The 15,822-nt window shown below is 65.5% G+C and carries 11 protein-coding genes and 1 pseudogene; 2 read left to right on the plus strand and 10 right to left on the minus strand.

Annotated elements, in window-relative coordinates:
• Positions 1-152: 152 nt before the first annotated feature.
• From KF724_08010 to KF724_08035, 6 genes and pseudogenes are all read right to left on the minus strand, one after another.
• Positions 153-1,376, minus strand: coding sequence for a hypothetical protein (locus tag KF724_08010; GenBank protein MBX3355627.1), 1,224 nt, complete (start codon positions 1,374-1,376; stop codon positions 153-155).
• A gap of 497 nt (positions 1,377-1,873) precedes the next feature.
• Entirely contained in the window at positions 1,874-3,112 is a 1,239-nt protein-coding gene (locus KF724_08015) for a hypothetical protein (GenBank protein ID MBX3355628.1), read from the minus strand.
• A 25-nt stretch (positions 3,113-3,137) separates the two neighbouring features.
• Positions 3,138-4,339 (minus strand): annotated as a pseudogene (locus KF724_08020) (IS3 family transposase).
• Positions 4,291-5,508, minus strand: a complete 1,218-nt coding sequence (locus KF724_08025; protein ID MBX3355629.1) for a hypothetical protein — start codon at positions 5,506-5,508, stop codon at positions 4,291-4,293. Before KF724_08025 ends, KF724_08020 begins: the two are co-directional and overlap by 49 nt.
• A gap of 187 nt (positions 5,509-5,695) precedes the next feature.
• Positions 5,696-5,860, minus strand: a complete 165-nt coding sequence (locus KF724_08030) for a hypothetical protein (GenBank protein ID MBX3355630.1) — start codon at positions 5,858-5,860, stop codon at positions 5,696-5,698.
• A 37-nt stretch (positions 5,861-5,897) separates the two neighbouring features.
• On the minus strand, positions 5,898-6,650 hold the full coding sequence (locus KF724_08035; protein MBX3355631.1) for an N-acetylmuramoyl-L-alanine amidase: 753 nt from the start codon (positions 6,648-6,650) through the stop codon (positions 5,898-5,900).
• 222 nt (positions 6,651-6,872) lie between these two features.
• Between KF724_08035 and KF724_08040 the strand changes: the two genes are divergently transcribed.
• On the plus strand, positions 6,873-9,509 hold the full coding sequence (locus tag KF724_08040) for a DNA gyrase subunit B (protein ID MBX3355632.1): 2,637 nt from the start codon (positions 6,873-6,875) through the stop codon (positions 9,507-9,509).
• 58 nt (positions 9,510-9,567) lie between these two features.
• Here KF724_08040 and KF724_08045 read toward each other — a convergent pair whose 3' ends face one another.
• From KF724_08045 to queC, 4 genes are all read right to left on the minus strand, one after another.
• Positions 9,568-11,013, minus strand: a complete 1,446-nt coding sequence (locus tag KF724_08045; protein MBX3355633.1) for a hypothetical protein — start codon at positions 11,011-11,013, stop codon at positions 9,568-9,570.
• Positions 11,014-11,135: 122 nt separating this feature from the next.
• On the minus strand, positions 11,136-12,602 hold the full coding sequence (locus KF724_08050) for a phosphoribosylglycinamide formyltransferase 2 (protein MBX3355634.1): 1,467 nt from the start codon (positions 12,600-12,602) through the stop codon (positions 11,136-11,138).
• Between the two features lie 138 nt (positions 12,603-12,740).
• Positions 12,741-14,375, minus strand: coding sequence for a hypothetical protein (locus tag KF724_08055; protein MBX3355635.1), 1,635 nt, complete (start codon positions 14,373-14,375; stop codon positions 12,741-12,743).
• A gap of 87 nt (positions 14,376-14,462) precedes the next feature.
• Positions 14,463-15,170, minus strand: coding sequence for a 7-cyano-7-deazaguanine synthase QueC (gene queC / locus KF724_08060; GenBank protein ID MBX3355636.1), 708 nt, complete (start codon positions 15,168-15,170; stop codon positions 14,463-14,465).
• A gap of 60 nt (positions 15,171-15,230) precedes the next feature.
• Between queC and KF724_08065 the strand changes: the two genes are divergently transcribed.
• Positions 15,231-15,671 (plus strand): hypothetical protein, encoded by a 441-nt coding sequence (locus KF724_08065; GenBank protein ID MBX3355637.1) that lies wholly within the window; start codon positions 15,231-15,233, stop codon positions 15,669-15,671.
• Positions 15,672-15,822 lie beyond the last annotated feature (151 nt).

A 15,822-nucleotide genomic window follows, 5' to 3' on the forward strand; every position in this document is an offset into this window, starting at 1 on the left:
GCCTACCCAGAACACGGGTGCTGCGAACACAATCGCAGGTTGCGACTCGGTGCTTTGGAGACAGCTGCCCCCAACCTTCAGTGCCGTGAAGCGATCGTCGTCGACATGCGAATGCAGGCAGCCGAGTCCTCGGCCTCGCTGTGGCACGGCCTCTATGGGCCCGCTGCTTCGGACGCGCGTGTTACTCCGATACTGTACCTGCTCAGCAAGTCCTTTCCGACGAGTTCCTCGCAGCGTCGTAAAGCGTCGCGTGAGATCCTCCTTCGCTCCGCCAGGAGCGGCTTGAGAGCATGTGGGAGGCCTTGTGGGGTGACTGCAGTGCTTCCGCCTTCCAGTTCGTCCTCCCACGCGTCACAGAAGAGCTCGAGCTTTGCACATTCCTTGGCGTACTCATGCTCGAGAACACTAATCACGCCATGAACGCTCTCCCGACGATCGGCGGGCAGCCCCTCGTCGCTGGCAACGGCCGTAAGAACTGCAATGGAAGCGTCTGGATCAGGGTATAATTCGGGATAGAGGGCCTCGCGAACTCTCTTCTTGAGTTCGGCTGTCTCGGTGGGGGGAAGCGCGTTCACGAGCGCGTCCCATGTCCGAAGATGCAGCGCACGAATACTCTTGACCGCCGACAGACGCGCGGCCCAAACGCGGTGTGGCTCGCCGTCCTCGCGTCCCTCTGCAATCCTCGATGAGAACTGCCGCGAAAGCTGTGGCGCACCGTCGAGCCAGACCTTTGACCACCGTGCTAGCAGTTTCGTGCGTTCCTGGTCATACGACTCCAGCAGTTCGTCGACTGCATCACACTGACGCCCGTCATTGAATGCCAATCGCGTCTGCTCAACAATCGGGCACAGGTCGATCGTCAGCCACCGACTGTACGCAGGAACGGCAAACGACTTCCTCCGAGACGCGGCCGCCCGCAGACGCGTGATCCACTTCTGCTGCTCCGGACTGAGCACTACTGCGCAAGCATCGATGAAGCGAAGCTCTAACCGCTCCGCCTCATTCATGATGACTCGAAGCTGGCGATACGACTCGCCTTCTGCCGCAGCGAACTCGCTTGATCCGTAGCCGTACTGTTGCATGGCCGCCGACAGGCTTGCTCCTGCCGCAAGAAACGGTGGCACGAGCCGATCCATCCTTTTGTCGTGCTCGAGCACGAACTCGTCGAAACGAGCCTCGATGAATTTGGCTTGGTCCGTCGTAGCACCGAAGCGCGACTGCCACTTCTCCAGCTCGACCCGAGTCAACGTCCGCTCGACGGGTATGGCGACGACGCTCACGGACGCGGTGCCCGGTGTGGCATAGCTTCGCAGCGTCTTTGGGTTGTCGCAGTTTGCAAACGCCGTTGCGATAGTGCAGATGATGAGGGCGATCATGGCGCTGGCTCATCCTCCGCATGGGTCGCCTATCGGCCCAGTCTGCACGATGTATACAGTTTGAATCACCGCCGTCATCACACAGCCGTGTGGAGGCGAGCACGCTGCGAGTTGCATTCGGCATGTGGATGCGGACTCATCGAGCGGCTCCCAGTCAGATAGGCCGCTGTTTGCCGGTACATGTCTTCTGTGCTGCTCATTTATCACGATTCTGTGCGGGCAGGAGTACGAACCGCAGTTCACGCCGGGCCCCCCATCCACAACTAAGCACGCCGCAGTGATCTCCTGGTCCCAGCAACAACAGGGAGTCACCTGCGCCGCGGTATCGCGCTCGATGGAGGCTCCGGCGAGAATGCACAAGATCGGAACGCACGACCGAAGTGCGCCCCTTGCATGGCGGTTGGAATAGCGGTTACCGCCACGACGAGGCGCGCTACTCATTACAGCGGGCTCCGTGCTCACCTGTTCAAATGAATCCATGATGTTCTACCCCGCAACTATGGCCCACGGTCGAACAGTTGCGTCGCTTCCCCACGGCGCGGCCCGGCGATCAAACCGGGATGCTTGGAAGATAACCCGACCGGCCTTGGTGTCAAGAGGAAATCCGCGCCGATTCTGGGCTGCCCAACAACAACGCCCGGCGAACCTTGCGGCTCAGCCGGGCGCTTCCGGGGGCGGGAGATGCTGCTCCAAGATTGTGGTTGGCGCGGCATGGTCAAGGCCCGACAGCGTTCCGGGGCTCGGGGCAGCACTTCGTCGGTCGGCCAGTGGGCCGCGCCGCTCGCATTCCCGGGGGCACTTTCGGGGGCCACCACCCTCGCGGGCACCTGGCCCACGGCAGGCGGCGCTTGATGGCCAGCACCGTTCGGCATCGTGAACATCCACAACTCTCCGAGTTCAGCGGGCATCGGCAGCTTCACGATGGGACCGACGAGCGTGCCTGTCGGAAGCCTGCGAAGGGAGACACTTCCGCCAGGCACCGACTCGGCGACCTGGTCCTGGAGATCGCTCGAGAGTTCGAACGAGTTCACGCAGGGGATCGTGGTGCCGCCTGCGGCGAAGAGGTCCACTGCGGCGTTCTGATGTCGCCTGACGATGTAGCCCAAAAATCCGAGCGTCGCTTCGTCTTCGGCCTCGGTGACGGCCACGATCTGCCCGCTTGCGACGATTCCCGGTGGTGCGCCGATGCCGAGAGCGACGAGGGCCTTCTTCGTGCCCGTTCCGCTCTCGCGCCAGAGGATCGAGGCCGGCCCGGCGACGGCGCTCGTGAGGTACGGTTCGCCGTTGGCCAGTCGCCCGGTCGTGTGTTCGTCGTCGGTGACGACGACGATCGCCTGGGTCACGCCGGAGAGGCAGACGCGCCCGAACTTGCCGGGCATGATCGGAGTGGTCGCGATCCCGGTCCAGACTGCTGGATCGTCGGTGTCTGACGGCTGCACATCGACGGCAAGGCGTGCGCCCGCCGACGGCGCGACGGCCAGCGAGCGCGCGATGGCGCAGGAGCGCGAGACGAAGCCGACGGCCAAGGCAACGCCCACGGCGGCCACCAGAGCCACCACGGGGGCGACGGCGGCCCCTGTTGCGAAGGGCAAGGCCAGCACCAAGCCGAAGGCCACGAAGGCCAAGTCCGCCACTGTCGCCAAACCCGCCAAGCCTGCCAAGGCGGCGAAGTCGAAGCGCCTGAGCGCGCTTGACGCGGCGGCGCAGGTTTGTAGCGGCCCTGGTGTCTTGGACAAGAGGATTGGGGTATTGGGTTGAGGATCAGGCGGCCTGAGCAAGCGGCAGGAGCTTGGCGCGGACCTGCGATGGCGTGAGGTAGTCGTGGCGCTGCAAGATCCATCGCTCGTTGAAGTTGCGGCGGAAGTCGTGGAGGGCTCGGACGAGTTGCTCGACCGAGTCGAAGCGTCTCAGCCAGAGCAGTTGCTCCTTGAGCGTGCGGATGAATCGTTCGGCGCAGCCGTTGCCCTCGGGGCTTCGCACGAAGGCGGGGCTCGATCTGATGCCGAGGAAGGTGATCTCCTCTTGGAATGCATTCAAGACGAACTGGCTGCCGTGATCGTGGCGGAGCTTGAGTCCGGCCGGTGCGGCGATGTCCTGCGCGAATGCTCCGAAGGAAGTGCGGACCGCCTGGCGGACGACCTCGAGGGCTTCGAAGCGCGTGCCGCGTCGCGCCGCGTGGATGCCCAGGCACTCGCCGGTGCAGTGATCGACGAGGATGAAGATGGTGGCCTGCCCTTCGAGCGTGAGTGTGCCGGTGGCGTCGATGCCCCACATCGAGTCGGGACGATCGGTGATGATCGAGCCGTCGTGAGTGCGCGGGCCGGGCGGCGCTCCTCGGCGCGACGGCGCGAGCAGATCGTGCTCGCGCATGATCCGGAGCACGCGCTCGCGTCGAGTGCGGATGCCTGCGTGGCGGAGATAGGCCCAGACCTTGCGGTGGCCTTCGCCGACCCAGAGCGAATCCTGAAGCGCGGTGCGGATGCCGGCGAGGATCTGTTCGTCGGTGAGCGCGCTGCGTGGCCCGCGGCGAGCTGGCGCGATGGGCGGCGTCTGTTGACTCTGCCGTCGGCGAATGAGCTGCGCGGTCGAGCGCGGGAGCTTCCAGACTCGGCAGACGCGAGCGAGGCCGTAGGGACGATTCGCGGAGGGAGAGCTGGCCTCGCTCATGACGAGAGCCTCCGCGGCGGAGGGCGGAGACCGTCCTCCAGGTGCTCGATCTTGCGCTCCAGGAGCTCGATCGTCATGGTCTGGTCGCCAAGCTTGGCCTTGAGATCGTGGATGAGCGTGTCGCGCTCGTCCGACTCTCGGCTCTGGAGACCGGACTGTCCGGCGGCGAGGAAGTCATCGCGCCATTGGGAGAGCCGTGCGGTCGAGACGCCGACTTCGCGTGAGAGCGTGTCGAGCGCTTCGCCCTTCAGCAGGCGCAGGACGAGCTCGGCCTTTCGACGCGAGCTCCATCGGCCCTTGTCGGCGCGCTCGCCTGACGCTGCGGTCGGGCTGCGCCCTCGCTTCGCGTCCGGTGAGGATCTGCGGTGGTGTCGTGGCATCGGGGCATTCTCCTTCGAAGCCCCAATCGTGTGTCCAAGGAGATCGAGCACCTACCCAGCTTCAGCTTCTTATCCATCGGATTGCTCGAGGAGTGATGCTGCACGATCATCCATGGCTGCCCGGGGGTGCGCTTGAAGACGAAGGTGAAGCGGGCGTGCTTGACCGTTGGAAGCCCGAACACCAGGTTGCCGCATCCATCGCCGAAGAAGAGGAAGGTGTAGAGGCCGTTGGCCGAGGCCATGTTGAAGTCGTTGCTGAAGGTGAAATGGACCGCACCCAGGTTCAGTGGCATCATGAGCGGTCGGCTCGGCAGAAACGCATGCCTGAAGTAGTTCCTGATGATCGGTGCATTGCGATTGGCCGGGTTGTAGGGAAGGTTTCGATAGAGCGCGTAGGTTCCGACCGTGGGAAGCAATGAGGCGTCTGGGGCGTAGAAGCCGGCCATCACATTGAAGTCGTTCAACGGAAGCGAGAAGCCCCACTCGTGAATCCGGTCGACGATGCCCCAGGCGGCGCCGAACGGAATGGCCGCGGCAATGGCCTGGAGCATCTCGCCGATCCTTGCCCCGTTGAGCGCCTTGATGATTCCGTCAGGTCCCATCGTCGCGACATGCATTGCGCCGCCAGCCGCGAAGAAGTCCGCCTTCACGAACTGAACGCCACCCGGAGCATTGAACTGCACGGTGAAGGTGTCACCTACGACGACGCCGGACCCGAACTTGACGGTGAATCCAGCCCCCGGGCCCTGGAGCACCGCCGTGGCGCCTGGAACGCTGCTGGACTCGGGGACGATTCCGAAGGGTCCCGAAGGTGATGCCGAGAGGGTGACGCGAATCTCATCAAAGAGCGCCAGATTCCGGTCGCCCGGAAACGGCTCGGGGCGATCGTCCTCCACATAGGTCCACCCGCTGTAGGTGTTCTGTGCGACGGCCGATTCGACATGAAGCGCGAGCGGCAGTGCCGCCGTGACGGCCATAAGCCAAGCCGCGCCACCGCGAGGCAGCGTGGCGAGTGCCCTGGCGACAAGGCATGAACAGAGTCCCTTGACCGACGGTTGAACGAGCCATGCAGGAAGACGAGTCATCACGAGCCTCCGTTGGGCTGAGGATTGGCAAGCGGCTTCGACCGCTGAGCACGGCGGATGAATCCCCACGCAGGGACCCCGCACCCACAGTAGCGGAGCGCCCCCGAGTTCCTGACAGGTCGTCTTCAGTCTTTGGCGATGGCCCTTCGGGGATCGCGTCACGCCCCCTGCCGATGCGTGAAGCCCCTCACGAATCCCGCGAGGTGCGCTCCCGCGCCGCCTTTGCCCGGCGGTCGTCGGCCTTGAATCGGCGTTGCAAGACCGTGTCACCCTCTTCCTGGCGGCGGAGAGCGCGCCACACCAGAATTCCCACCGCCACCATGCTGATCGCGATGAGGGTGGAAATGAACATCGAAGCGTCGGCGTGCTGACGCGCCCTCAGGCGAGGCTCACGCCAGGCGCGAGCCCTTTCGCATCGTCACCATCTGGGCCTGGAGCGTCCGACCTGGGCATGCCGTCTTCGCGCCAGCCCACTCCTGGTGGGTCATGACACGCGCCTTCGGCACGCCGTACATCTGCATGAGCACCTTGAGCTGGCGTTCAAGGGCGGCAAGCTGCGCAGGGCTCGGCGACTGCTGCTCGAAGTTCCCGAGGCAGCAGATGCCGAGGTTGCCTTCGTTCCAGTTCTTCACATGCGCGCCCTGCCAGTTGATGGCCCGACCCTCCCAGACGCGCCCTTCCCTGTCGATCACAAAGTGGTATCCGATGTCGCCCCACCCATTGCCGCGATGACCATTGCGGATCATCTCGATGCGGGCCTTGGTCGACGCGGGGTCCGTGGAGGTGAAGGGTGTGAGCCCATCATGATGCACAGTGATGTGCCTGACGGGCCGCATGGGATTCATGAGCGAGCAGATCGGTTCAGCGCGAGCCCACTGGCTTCGCGGAAGGACTCCGTTCGGCAAGGTCTGCACTGTTGGCGTGGGCGCGGGCTGGGCCAATGGCGGAGGCGGCGGCACATCGCACACCGTGTCGAGGTCGGGCCAGATGGGTCCCGGAAGATCGCCGGTCCGGCTGGTTGCACAGCCACTCAGCGCCAGCGCGCCCAAGCCTCCAAGGCCGAGGACTCCGCGCAGAAGCAGCGCGCGTCGCGTGAGTGGAACAGCAGGTTCGTTGGGCTGCGGTCGAGGGGGCTGATCCATGCAATTTCCCTGAAAACGAGACTATCGACCCCTCGGCGGGAGCCGCTCCAAGAATACGCCGTTCCTCTCGCTGAGTGTCACCTTCGGCTAGAATCCACGATCCGTTGACACACTGTCGCAGTTCGCTCGTGGTGATGCGTTTCGGGCCCTTGGCGGGGCCCGACAATACCCCCACGCCATGGACCATCGGCACCTCGAATGAACGCTTCCCGTCGCTCCCCCATGGCCGAAGCCGCCGCCCCCAAGCCTGACGCGAATCGGCCGGACACCTCGCCTCGCGATGCCACCTCGGCAGCGAGCGGAGAGGTCTATGACGCCGGGTCCATTCAGGTCCTCGAAGGCCTTGAGGCGATCCGCAAGCGACCCGGCATGTATGTCGGCGGCACGGGGATGGAGGGTCTCCACCACCTCGTCTACGAGTGCGTCGACAACGCGATCGACGAGGTGATGGCGGGCCATGCCTCGATGGTCACCGTCACGCTCGGTGTCGACGGCAGCTGCACGGTGATCGACGACGGCCGAGGCATGCCCGTCGATCCGATGAAGCACGAGAACCCGGCGATCGACGGCCGCCCCGCCGTCGAGGTGATCCTGACCGAGGTGCATGCGGGCGGCAAGTTCGGCGGCAGCGCGTACAAGGTCTCGGGCGGTCTCCACGGCGTCGGCGTCAAGTGCGTCAACGCCCTCTCCGAGTGGACCGAGGTCGAAGTCGTCAAGGAAGGTCGCACCTGGCGCATCGCGTTCCAGCGCGGCGCGGTGACCGAGCCGCTTCATGTCGTTGCCGAAAAGTCGGCGGCGACCCGCAACGGCACGAAGATCTCGTTCCGTCCCGACCCGGAGATCTTTCCGGATACGACGCTTCGCTTCGAGGTGCTTCAGCATCGCCTGCGCGAGCTGGCGTTCCTGAACCCGGGAGCACGCATTCGCCTGCTGGATGAGCGCGTCGACGCGCATGGTCATCAGCGCGAAGAAGTGTTCCACGCCGACGACGGGCTCGCCGGCTATGTCCGCTTCCTGAATGCATCGAAGTCGACCACCAGCCCCGTCATCGCCGTGCGCCGCGAGGACCCCGAGAGCGGAGTCCGCTGCGAGATCGCGCTGCAATACACGGACTCGATGGCGGAGACGCTCCTCCCCTTCGGCAACAACATCTACAACCGCGATGGCGGCACGCATGTCACAGGATTCCGCCGGGCGCTGACCGCGGCCATCAACGGCTACGCCAAGCGAGCCAATCTCTTCAAGGAGAAGGATCTCGTTCCGACCGGCGACGATCTTCGCGAGGGGCTGACCACGGTCATCAGCGTGAAGCTGCCGAACCCGACCTTCAACAACCAGACGAAGGAGAAGCTCCTCAACCCCGAGGTCGAAGGCTTCGTCGTCACGGTCGTGTCGGAGCAGCTCGGCGCGTGGCTCGAGGAGAACCCCTCGGAGGCCAAGGGCATCGTCAATCGCGCGAAGCTGGCTGCCGAGGCTCGCGAAGCAGCGCGGAAGGCGCGGGAGCTCATCAAGCGCAAGGGCGCCCTCGACTCCGGCGGCATGCCGCACAAGCTCGCCGACTGCTCATCAAACGAGGTCGACAAGACCGAGCTCTTCATCGTCGAGGGCGATTCCGCAGGCGGCAGCGCCAAGGGCGGCCGCGATCATGTGCATCAGGCCATCCTTCCCCTTCGCGGCAAGCTGCTCAATGTGGAGCGGGCGCGCCTCGACAAGGTGCTCGCCTTCGAGGAGATCCGAACGCTGATCCAGGCGCTGCAGTGCGGCATCGGCGAGGACTTCGACATTTCGAAGCTCCGCTACGGTCGGATCATCATCATGACCGACGCCGATGTCGATGGCAGCCACATCCGCACGCTGCTCCTGACCTTCTTCTTCCGGCAGATGCCCGAGCTGGTGCGACAGGGGCGGATCTACATCGCGCAGCCGCCGCTCTACCAGGTGGCCCGTGGCAAGAGCGTCGAATATGTGCTGAACGACGAGCGCTTCAACGAGGTGCTCATCGATCTGGCGCTCAAGAGCGCCGTCCTCGTCATGCGCGACGATCGAGGCGAAGTCGTCGACCGCGTCGAAGGCGAGGAGGTGCGCCGCGTGGTCCGGGTGCTCAAGCGACTGGAGGAGCTGGCGCATGTGGCGCAGCTTCGCGGGATTCCGTTTGCCCGGCTGCTTGACTCGCGCGAGAAGGACCCGACGGGCCAGCGCCGTCTTCCCACGCACCAGGTGGTCTGGCACGAGGGCGATGCTCTCTGCTTCAGTGAGGACCAGGCGCGCGAAATTCTTCAGGAGAAGGGCCTGCTTCTTGATGAGCTCGGCGGTGCGGCAGATGCTGCGGACGCATCGGGCGCGCCCTCCGCTGCGGGCTCGGATTCACATGCCGTCAACGGCGTGGCCCCCGCCGCACGCTCCGCCCAGATTCGCACGCTGCATGAGAACCGCGAGCTCGAGCGGCTCATGACGGAGCTCTCGAAGTCGGGTGTCTCCATTGACGACTACACCCTGGTGCAGGAGGAGGCCGTCACCGGCGAGAAGCTCCCCACGCGCTACGGGTGGATCGTGGAAGGCGAAAAGGGCAAGCCGTCGGAGCTCGTCGAGGCGGCGAATGTGCCCGGCATTCTGAAGACGCTCCTCGAAGTGGGGCGCCGCGGCATCGAGGTCAAGCGCTTCAAGGGCCTCGGTGAAATGGAGGCCGTGCAGCTCTGGGAGACCACGATGGACCCCGCGCGGCGCACGCTGCTCCGCGTGAACTGGGGGGCCGCGAGCCAGGCGGACTCGCTCTTTTCGATCCTGATGGGCGAGAATGTCGAGCAGCGCCGCAGCTACATCGAGCGCCATGCGCTCGATGTCAAGAACCTCGATGTCTGATCGATGATCGTCGGGCGTGCGCCGTCCACGGCGCCCCCCGCGACCCGTTCTTCCCCGGTCACCACGGGATCTCGATCTCCCGTCCATCGGCGAAGCCCGTCAGGCGTGACAGGCGGCGATCGGGCTCGAGCTTCAGCAAGGTCGGCTGTCCCGGGAATGCAGGCAAGGTCAGCGCCGCGTCGAGCTGAGCCTCGCCATCGGCGCAGGCGCGCTCGATGTCCTCGCGCCGCGGGTGATCGCCAAGCGCATGTCGCACGAACCCGATGAGATCGCGCGAAATCATGATCCTCTGAGACGCCAGGCGCGAGATGGTTCGAAGGTAGTTTGAGTATCCATCACCGGCCCCGTGCATGAGAGTGAAGTCCTCGACCTGCACCACATAGGCTTCCGCCATTCGGCGCGAGACAACGCCTCGCCGCGCCGCGGCATCCACGGCCATCGCCGTGAGCGGCACCTCCCACTCCGGCCCCGCCAGCACCTTGACGCGCTCGATGATCGTGGAGAGGTCCGTCGGGTCGGGATAGGCGGGCGGAAAGGCGACTCGCTCGAACTCGGCCATGAGCCGCGCACCCTCATCGCTGCCCAGAAGTTCCCCGATCTCGCGAACGGTGGCCATGTTGAGCGCATGAAGGCGGGCGTTGACCGAGTGCGACGCCAGTCCCGACTGTCTGATGGCGCTGGACCGTTCGGGCGATCCCGGGGGGTGCTCCGCGATGGCTTGCGCGTGTCGGAGGTTTCCAACCAGGTGCGCCTGCTCCCGCTCAGCCAGGATCGTCTTCGCGCGCCGGCGGTATTCAGCGAGGCGCTCCTCCGCGACAGCGCGGTGATCGCCCTTCAGTGACTCCAGCGATCGCTGCACGAACGCGTCGGCGTTGAAACTGGAGAGGTAGACGAAGTAGTCCGGGTAATCGGCCTGATCACCGGCTTCAAGCGCAAATCGGACGCGATCGACCGTCCACTGTTGTTCCCGCGATTCCGCATGCGCTTCCAGCGCCTTCACAAGGTGCTGCTCTCGAGATTGCCGGAACTTCCGGTTGATCGCGAACCCACTCGGCACCAACTCTTGCGCCTGAAGGACCTCCGCGAGCTCCCCGTCGGCGACTCCCGGTGCGAGCGGTCCCACCCGGGCCGTGAGCGGCATGAGATCCTGTTCGACGATGCGCTTGTACGCGGCGAGGTACGCGAGGTACGCCTCCGTCAATTTCGCTCGGTGCTCCGTGGCGATACCCATCGACCGAATGAGGTTGTCCCAGGCTTCCGGGGTGAGGACGCCGGGTTGGAACGCTCCGCACGGGAGCATTGAAGGCGCCCCGTGGGCCAGGGGCTCGCTGCCGATCCACCGCATGAGGTCCGTCCACGCCCGCACCTCGACAGGGTCGAGCTGCGCATACGACGCGAGCAGATGACCCTGCTCGGGGCCGGTCTCGACCGCTTCGCTCATCTGCTGAACCGCCAGTGCCACCACCGAGGCCAGCGCCGTTGACAGCATGATAAAGCCTCGCATGTTCACCCCTCAGGGGACGATCGGAGATGGTTGAACATCGAGGAACGCATCGTAGTTGGGGGGGGCGTGTCAACGGGTCTGGCGGCCATTCACCACCGCCTGCCGGCGAAGTTGACCCGCGCTCAGGATCCCTTCACTCGGATCATGCCCGCAGCGCGAGTGGCCAGGCGGCGCGCCGCCTCTGCCGTGCGCCCACGCGCCAGCACCACACCCATGCGTCGAAATCGCCGCGCGATGGGCTTGCCAAAGAGTCGCACTTCCACCCCTGGCAGCGCCAGGGCCTTCTCAACCCCGTGATAGCGCGGCGTGGCGCTCGACTCTGTCGCTGAGCCCGCGCGACGCCCTCGGAGGGAACGGCGCGACAGCTTTGCACCGTCGGCGGAAGCACCCGGAACCGAATCGAGCGTCGCAAGAATGACCGCGCTCGCGGTCGGCGGGCCGTACGCGATGCGCGGGATGGGCAGGCCGAGAATCGCGCGAAGGTGCAGATCGAACTCGCTCAGGTCCTGCGACGCGAGCGTAACCATGCCGGTGTCATGTGGTCGAGGCGAGAGTTCGCTGAAGATCACGCGATCGCCGGCGACGAAGAACTCCACGCCGAAGAGTCCCGCGCCTTGCGGGCCGGCAATGCGGTCGGTGATGCGCTTCGCCATGCGCTCGGCCGCTCGCACAAGTCGCGGAGGCATGGGACAGGGCATCCAGCTTTCCTGATAGTCGCCGCGCTCCTGTCGATGCCCGATCGGCCGAACGAAGAGCGTGCGCCCGCGCCGCTGCTTGATCGTGAGCAGCGTGATCTCGTAGTCGAAGTCAATGAACTCTTCCGCGATCACGACCGCCTTGTCACCGCGCATGCCCTCGATGGCGTACCGCCATGCCGCGTCGATCTCGCTTGCTCGTCGCACGACTGACTGCCCCTTGCCGGAACTCGACATGACCGGCTTGATCACGCATGGAAGGCCGATTGGACCGTGCCCCCGCGCTGTACGCCGAGTCTGGCCCGGCGGCACTCGTGCCGAAGCCACGGCGCCGGCAGCGCGTCGCGCCCGGCCCGGCATTCGCCCATCGCCGGGGCCGTCAGAGCCAAGAATGATCGACTCAAGTTCCTCTGCGCTCGTCGCATAGCCATATCGCGCCGTGGGGAGTCGAAGCTCGCGCGCCGCGACCTCGCGAATCGCATCTCGATTCATGGTCAGGTGCGCGGCCATGGCACTCGGGACAACCGCGACTCCGCGGCGCTCGAGGTCGAGGAGCGCCTCGGTTCGAATGGCCTCGATCTCGGGAACCACGAAGTCCGGCGCATGGGTCGCCACCACCCGCCGAATCTCGGCGCCGTCGAGCATGTCGACCACTTCGGATGCATCCGCCACCTGCATGGCCGGTGCTCCGGCATAGCGATCGACGGCGATCACCCGACACCCGAGGCGCTTCGCGCTGATGGCGAACTCCTTGCCGAGCTCGCCCGAGCCCAGCAGCAGCAGCGTGCGCGGCAGGGCGCTGGTGGTGGTCGAGGGATGTGCCGCCCGGCCCCTCACGCGGTCCCCGCGACTCGCGCCCCCCGATCGCCTTGATGTGGCCCGTTTGCCCTTCATGGACACTCCTCAAGTGATTGAAGCGCGATGCCGTTCTCCGCGGAACCGACATCCCCGCTTCCGCGCTCCTGGATACCGCGCGTTCGATGCACGCCCGACACCCTCACGCCGCGCGGGCGGGCTCCGCGTCGGACGCCATCAAGTCTTCGTGTTCGAGAGATGTCGACCACAGTAGCCGACGACCACTTGTCGCGTCTCCGGGTCGCGGAACCAGTGAATCGAGATGCAGGTGTTGGGGTTCCGCGATCCCAGCGTCCAGTGAAGCTCGAAGAGCCGCTTCTCACCCGCATAGTCGAACATGTACTCGCTTCCATAGCGGATCGCGGCGGTCTGTGAGATCGGCTTCTCGCCATAGCCCTTCTCCTCAAGCAGCGAGGCGAAGGAGCGCCCAAGCAAGCCGTTGGCGTCGCGCCATCGCTTGGCCGCGTCAGCCAGCGCCGAGAGCAGTTCGAACGCCTCATCGGGCCGTTTGAAGGGCGAGTCGGCCGCCGACTCATGGGCTGAATCGAGGAAGAGAAGAGGCGCATCGCCGCCACCCGCAAAGAGACGATCCGCCTCGGCCACCGCATCGGCCACACTTTCGAAGCGGCTTGCTTTGGGGGGCGATGAGTCATCGCCATCATCATCGACCTCGGACTCGGGGAGCAGTGCCACTCCCTCGCGCTCTCGCCGCAGCGAGTCACGAAAGCGTTGAAGCCGTCGTTGCAGTTTCGACGCGCCGGCCGCCGAGACAACATCGTCGATCCGCATCCATTGATCGATGCGAATGGCGAGTTGGTCGAGCGCGACCAACTCTCGTAGCGCCGCGTGAGCCCGATCCTGGAGTGAGCAACATCCAATAGTGCGCGGTCCCGTGGCCAAGGGTCCGAGCAGGATTGCCGAGACGGCGCACCTGACCATGCATTGTGCTTCCGCGACGAGCTTGACCGCCTCGGCCAGCCGTTCGCGGGCCTGGCCCTTCACCTTGACGAGCGAGTCAACCGAACGCGGCAGCGACTTCAGTTCGTCGGCAACGATCTCCATGCTCAGCCTGAGGGCCGCATAGGCTCGCTCGGTGTTGACGAGCAGCCCGGTGGGAGGTTCGTTGCGAATGTCCAGAGGCCAGAGGGAGGCCGATTCGCCGCGCAGCCGCTCGATGGCGCGCGCCACCCGGCGCCCCAGGGTCGGATCGGCCGTCTCGAGCGCACTCAGGAGTGCGGAGTCGCTGAAGACGCACACCGTTCCTTTCTGGAGACCCGCGCGACGGACCCCCTGGATCAGGACCTCCATGCTCCGGATTGCCCGCGCCGAGTTCGACCACTCAGCCGCCAGATGCGCGATCTTCGACTCCTTCGGCGCGCTGGTGACCGACGCCTTCGGAGCCGAACGGGTTGGAAGATTGTCTTGGATCGACAACATCGCACGGATCGCCTCCTGATCGAGAGACTCGATGCGGACCGCGTCCGGCTTGGGTGTGACAGTGAGTGCGGGCGCGGCCTGAGCGTCCGGCATGGGCGTGAGAGCGAGCGCGGGCCCGGCGTGAGCGTGCGGCTTGTGCGCAGCCGCGCGTGGGGACGCGGCATCAGCACCGTCGGCGCCAGCGCGTCCATTCTCACTGCCCGGCTTGATCGCGACCATCACCTCCTGCGAATCACTCGCCTCGATCGCGTCGAGCCGCGACTCGAGTTCGGAGAGCAGGTGGTCGATCAACTGGGGCTGCTGCTCCAGGATCGCCGCAGCCCTTCGAAGCATGGTCGCCACGCGCGTCGAAAGAGTCTCCCACTCCACTGGCATGCGTGAAGAGTAGGTCAGGGGTCGACTCGCGCGGGGCGGGATTCACCGCCGTTTCGAGGCATCAATTCGGCATGCGACTTCGCCCGATCACGCAAAACCGGGGTCGATCTTGCGCGCCTCAGCAAAGCCGCGTGCCCGCAGGAGACATGCATCACAGTGCCCGCAGGCGACGACTCCGAGCCGAGCGCCAGGAGTCGGCTTCGGGTCATAGCAACTGAAGGTGAGGCCGAAGTCGACCCCAAGCTCCAACCCGCGTCGAACGACATCGCCCTTGGTCATTGCAAGGAGTGGCGCGTGAATGCGAAGCCACGGCTCGCCGCGCGCGGCGGCGTCGACTCCCTCGCGGGTGGCCAGATTCGCCAGTGTCCGGAAGGCCTCGATGAACTCCGGTCGGCAATCGGGATACCCCGAGTAGTCAATCGCATTGACGCCGATTCCGAGATTCCGCGCTCCGCACACCTCGGCCAGCGCGAGGGCATGGGCGAGGAAGATGGTGTTTCGCGCCGGCACATAGGTGATGGGAACCTCCTCGGCTGAACCGAGACGGTCCTTTGGAACCGGAATGTCCGATGTCAGCGCAGAACCACCAAAGGCGCGGAGGTCAATGCACGCGATCCGATGCTCCTCGGCGCCGAGCGCCTCCGCGACCAGCCGGGCCGCGTGAAGCTCCGCACGATGTCGCTGCCCATAATCGAAGGAGAGCGCCACGCATCCGAAGCCGCGATGCCGCATCTCCGCCAGCACCACTGCGGAGTCCATGCCGCCAGAGAGAAGCACCACCGCCCGCTCGGCCATGACGGTCAAGTTACAGGCGAGCCATCGAACCCGGCGAGCCGGTGACTACACTTGGGGGTCGTGACGGGCATTCTCCGTGCAACCCTTCTCCAGAGCCTGCTTCTCGCGGCGGCGATGGTGTTGGTCCTGCCGGTCTCGCACCTTGTCGACACGGGACGCAGCTCAATCGCGACAGAGTGTGCGAAGAGCGGCGATCGCGACCACTCCTTGATCGACGATGAACCCACCTGCTGCGGCGAGGGGTGCACTTGCGCTCCGGGCTCCTGCCTCTGCGCTGTCCGTGCACCGCAGCGAGGCAGTGAGGATCCCGCCCCGCCCACACCGGCGGCTCCGCGCGGTTCACGACTTGACCTGCCGGCACCGGCGACCACTTCGGTGTCGTCGATCGCGGCCATTGCGACCGCGCCTCTCCTCGCATGCGGCGCTTGTTGGAACGACGCCGTGGCGCGAGCTGGCGGCGGCCGAGCCATTCTTCTTCAGAGCGGCATCCTGAGAACCTAGCGGTGCACCCCGCGCCATCGGTGCGCGCCCGCTGCGCCCGATGACGACCTCGCGACCCGGCGGTCGTGAGGGGGCCGTCTCCTTTCCACACCCGGTTCCCCCGCCGCGGTGCCACTTCGCAGGCACCAAGGCACTGCTCGAAAGTTCAGTT

Source organism: Phycisphaeraceae bacterium (assembly GCA_019636735.1).
Classification (GTDB): domain Bacteria; phylum Planctomycetota; class Phycisphaerae; order Phycisphaerales; family SM1A02; genus VGXK01.

What these genes read in the sequence shown, in the direction of transcription:
- queC (MBX3355636.1), bottom strand. Translation starts at nt 15,170, where the DNA reads ATGGCCGAGCGGGCGGTGGTGCTTCTCTCTGGCGGCATGGACTCCGCA.
- KF724_08010 (MBX3355627.1), bottom strand. Translation starts at nt 1,376, where the DNA reads ATGATCGCCCTCATCATCTGCACTATCGCAACGGCGTTTGCAAACTGC.
- KF724_08025 (MBX3355629.1), bottom strand. Translation starts at nt 5,508, where the DNA reads ATGACTCGTCTTCCTGCATGGCTCGTTCAACCGTCGGTCAAGGGACTC.
- KF724_08055 (MBX3355635.1), bottom strand. Translation starts at nt 14,375, where the DNA reads ATGCCAGTGGAGTGGGAGACTCTTTCGACGCGCGTGGCGACCATGCTT.
- KF724_08045 (MBX3355633.1), bottom strand. Translation starts at nt 11,013, where the DNA reads ATGCGAGGCTTTATCATGCTGTCAACGGCGCTGGCCTCGGTGGTGGCA.
- KF724_08050 (MBX3355634.1), bottom strand. Translation starts at nt 12,602, where the DNA reads ATGAAGGGCAAACGGGCCACATCAAGGCGATCGGGGGGCGCGAGTCGC.
- KF724_08035 (MBX3355631.1), bottom strand. Translation starts at nt 6,650, where the DNA reads ATGGATCAGCCCCCTCGACCGCAGCCCAACGAACCTGCTGTTCCACTC.
- KF724_08030 (MBX3355630.1), bottom strand. Translation starts at nt 5,860, where the DNA reads ATGTTCATTTCCACCCTCATCGCGATCAGCATGGTGGCGGTGGGAATT.
- KF724_08040 (MBX3355632.1), top strand. Translation starts at nt 6,873, where the DNA reads ATGGCCGAAGCCGCCGCCCCCAAGCCTGACGCGAATCGGCCGGACACC.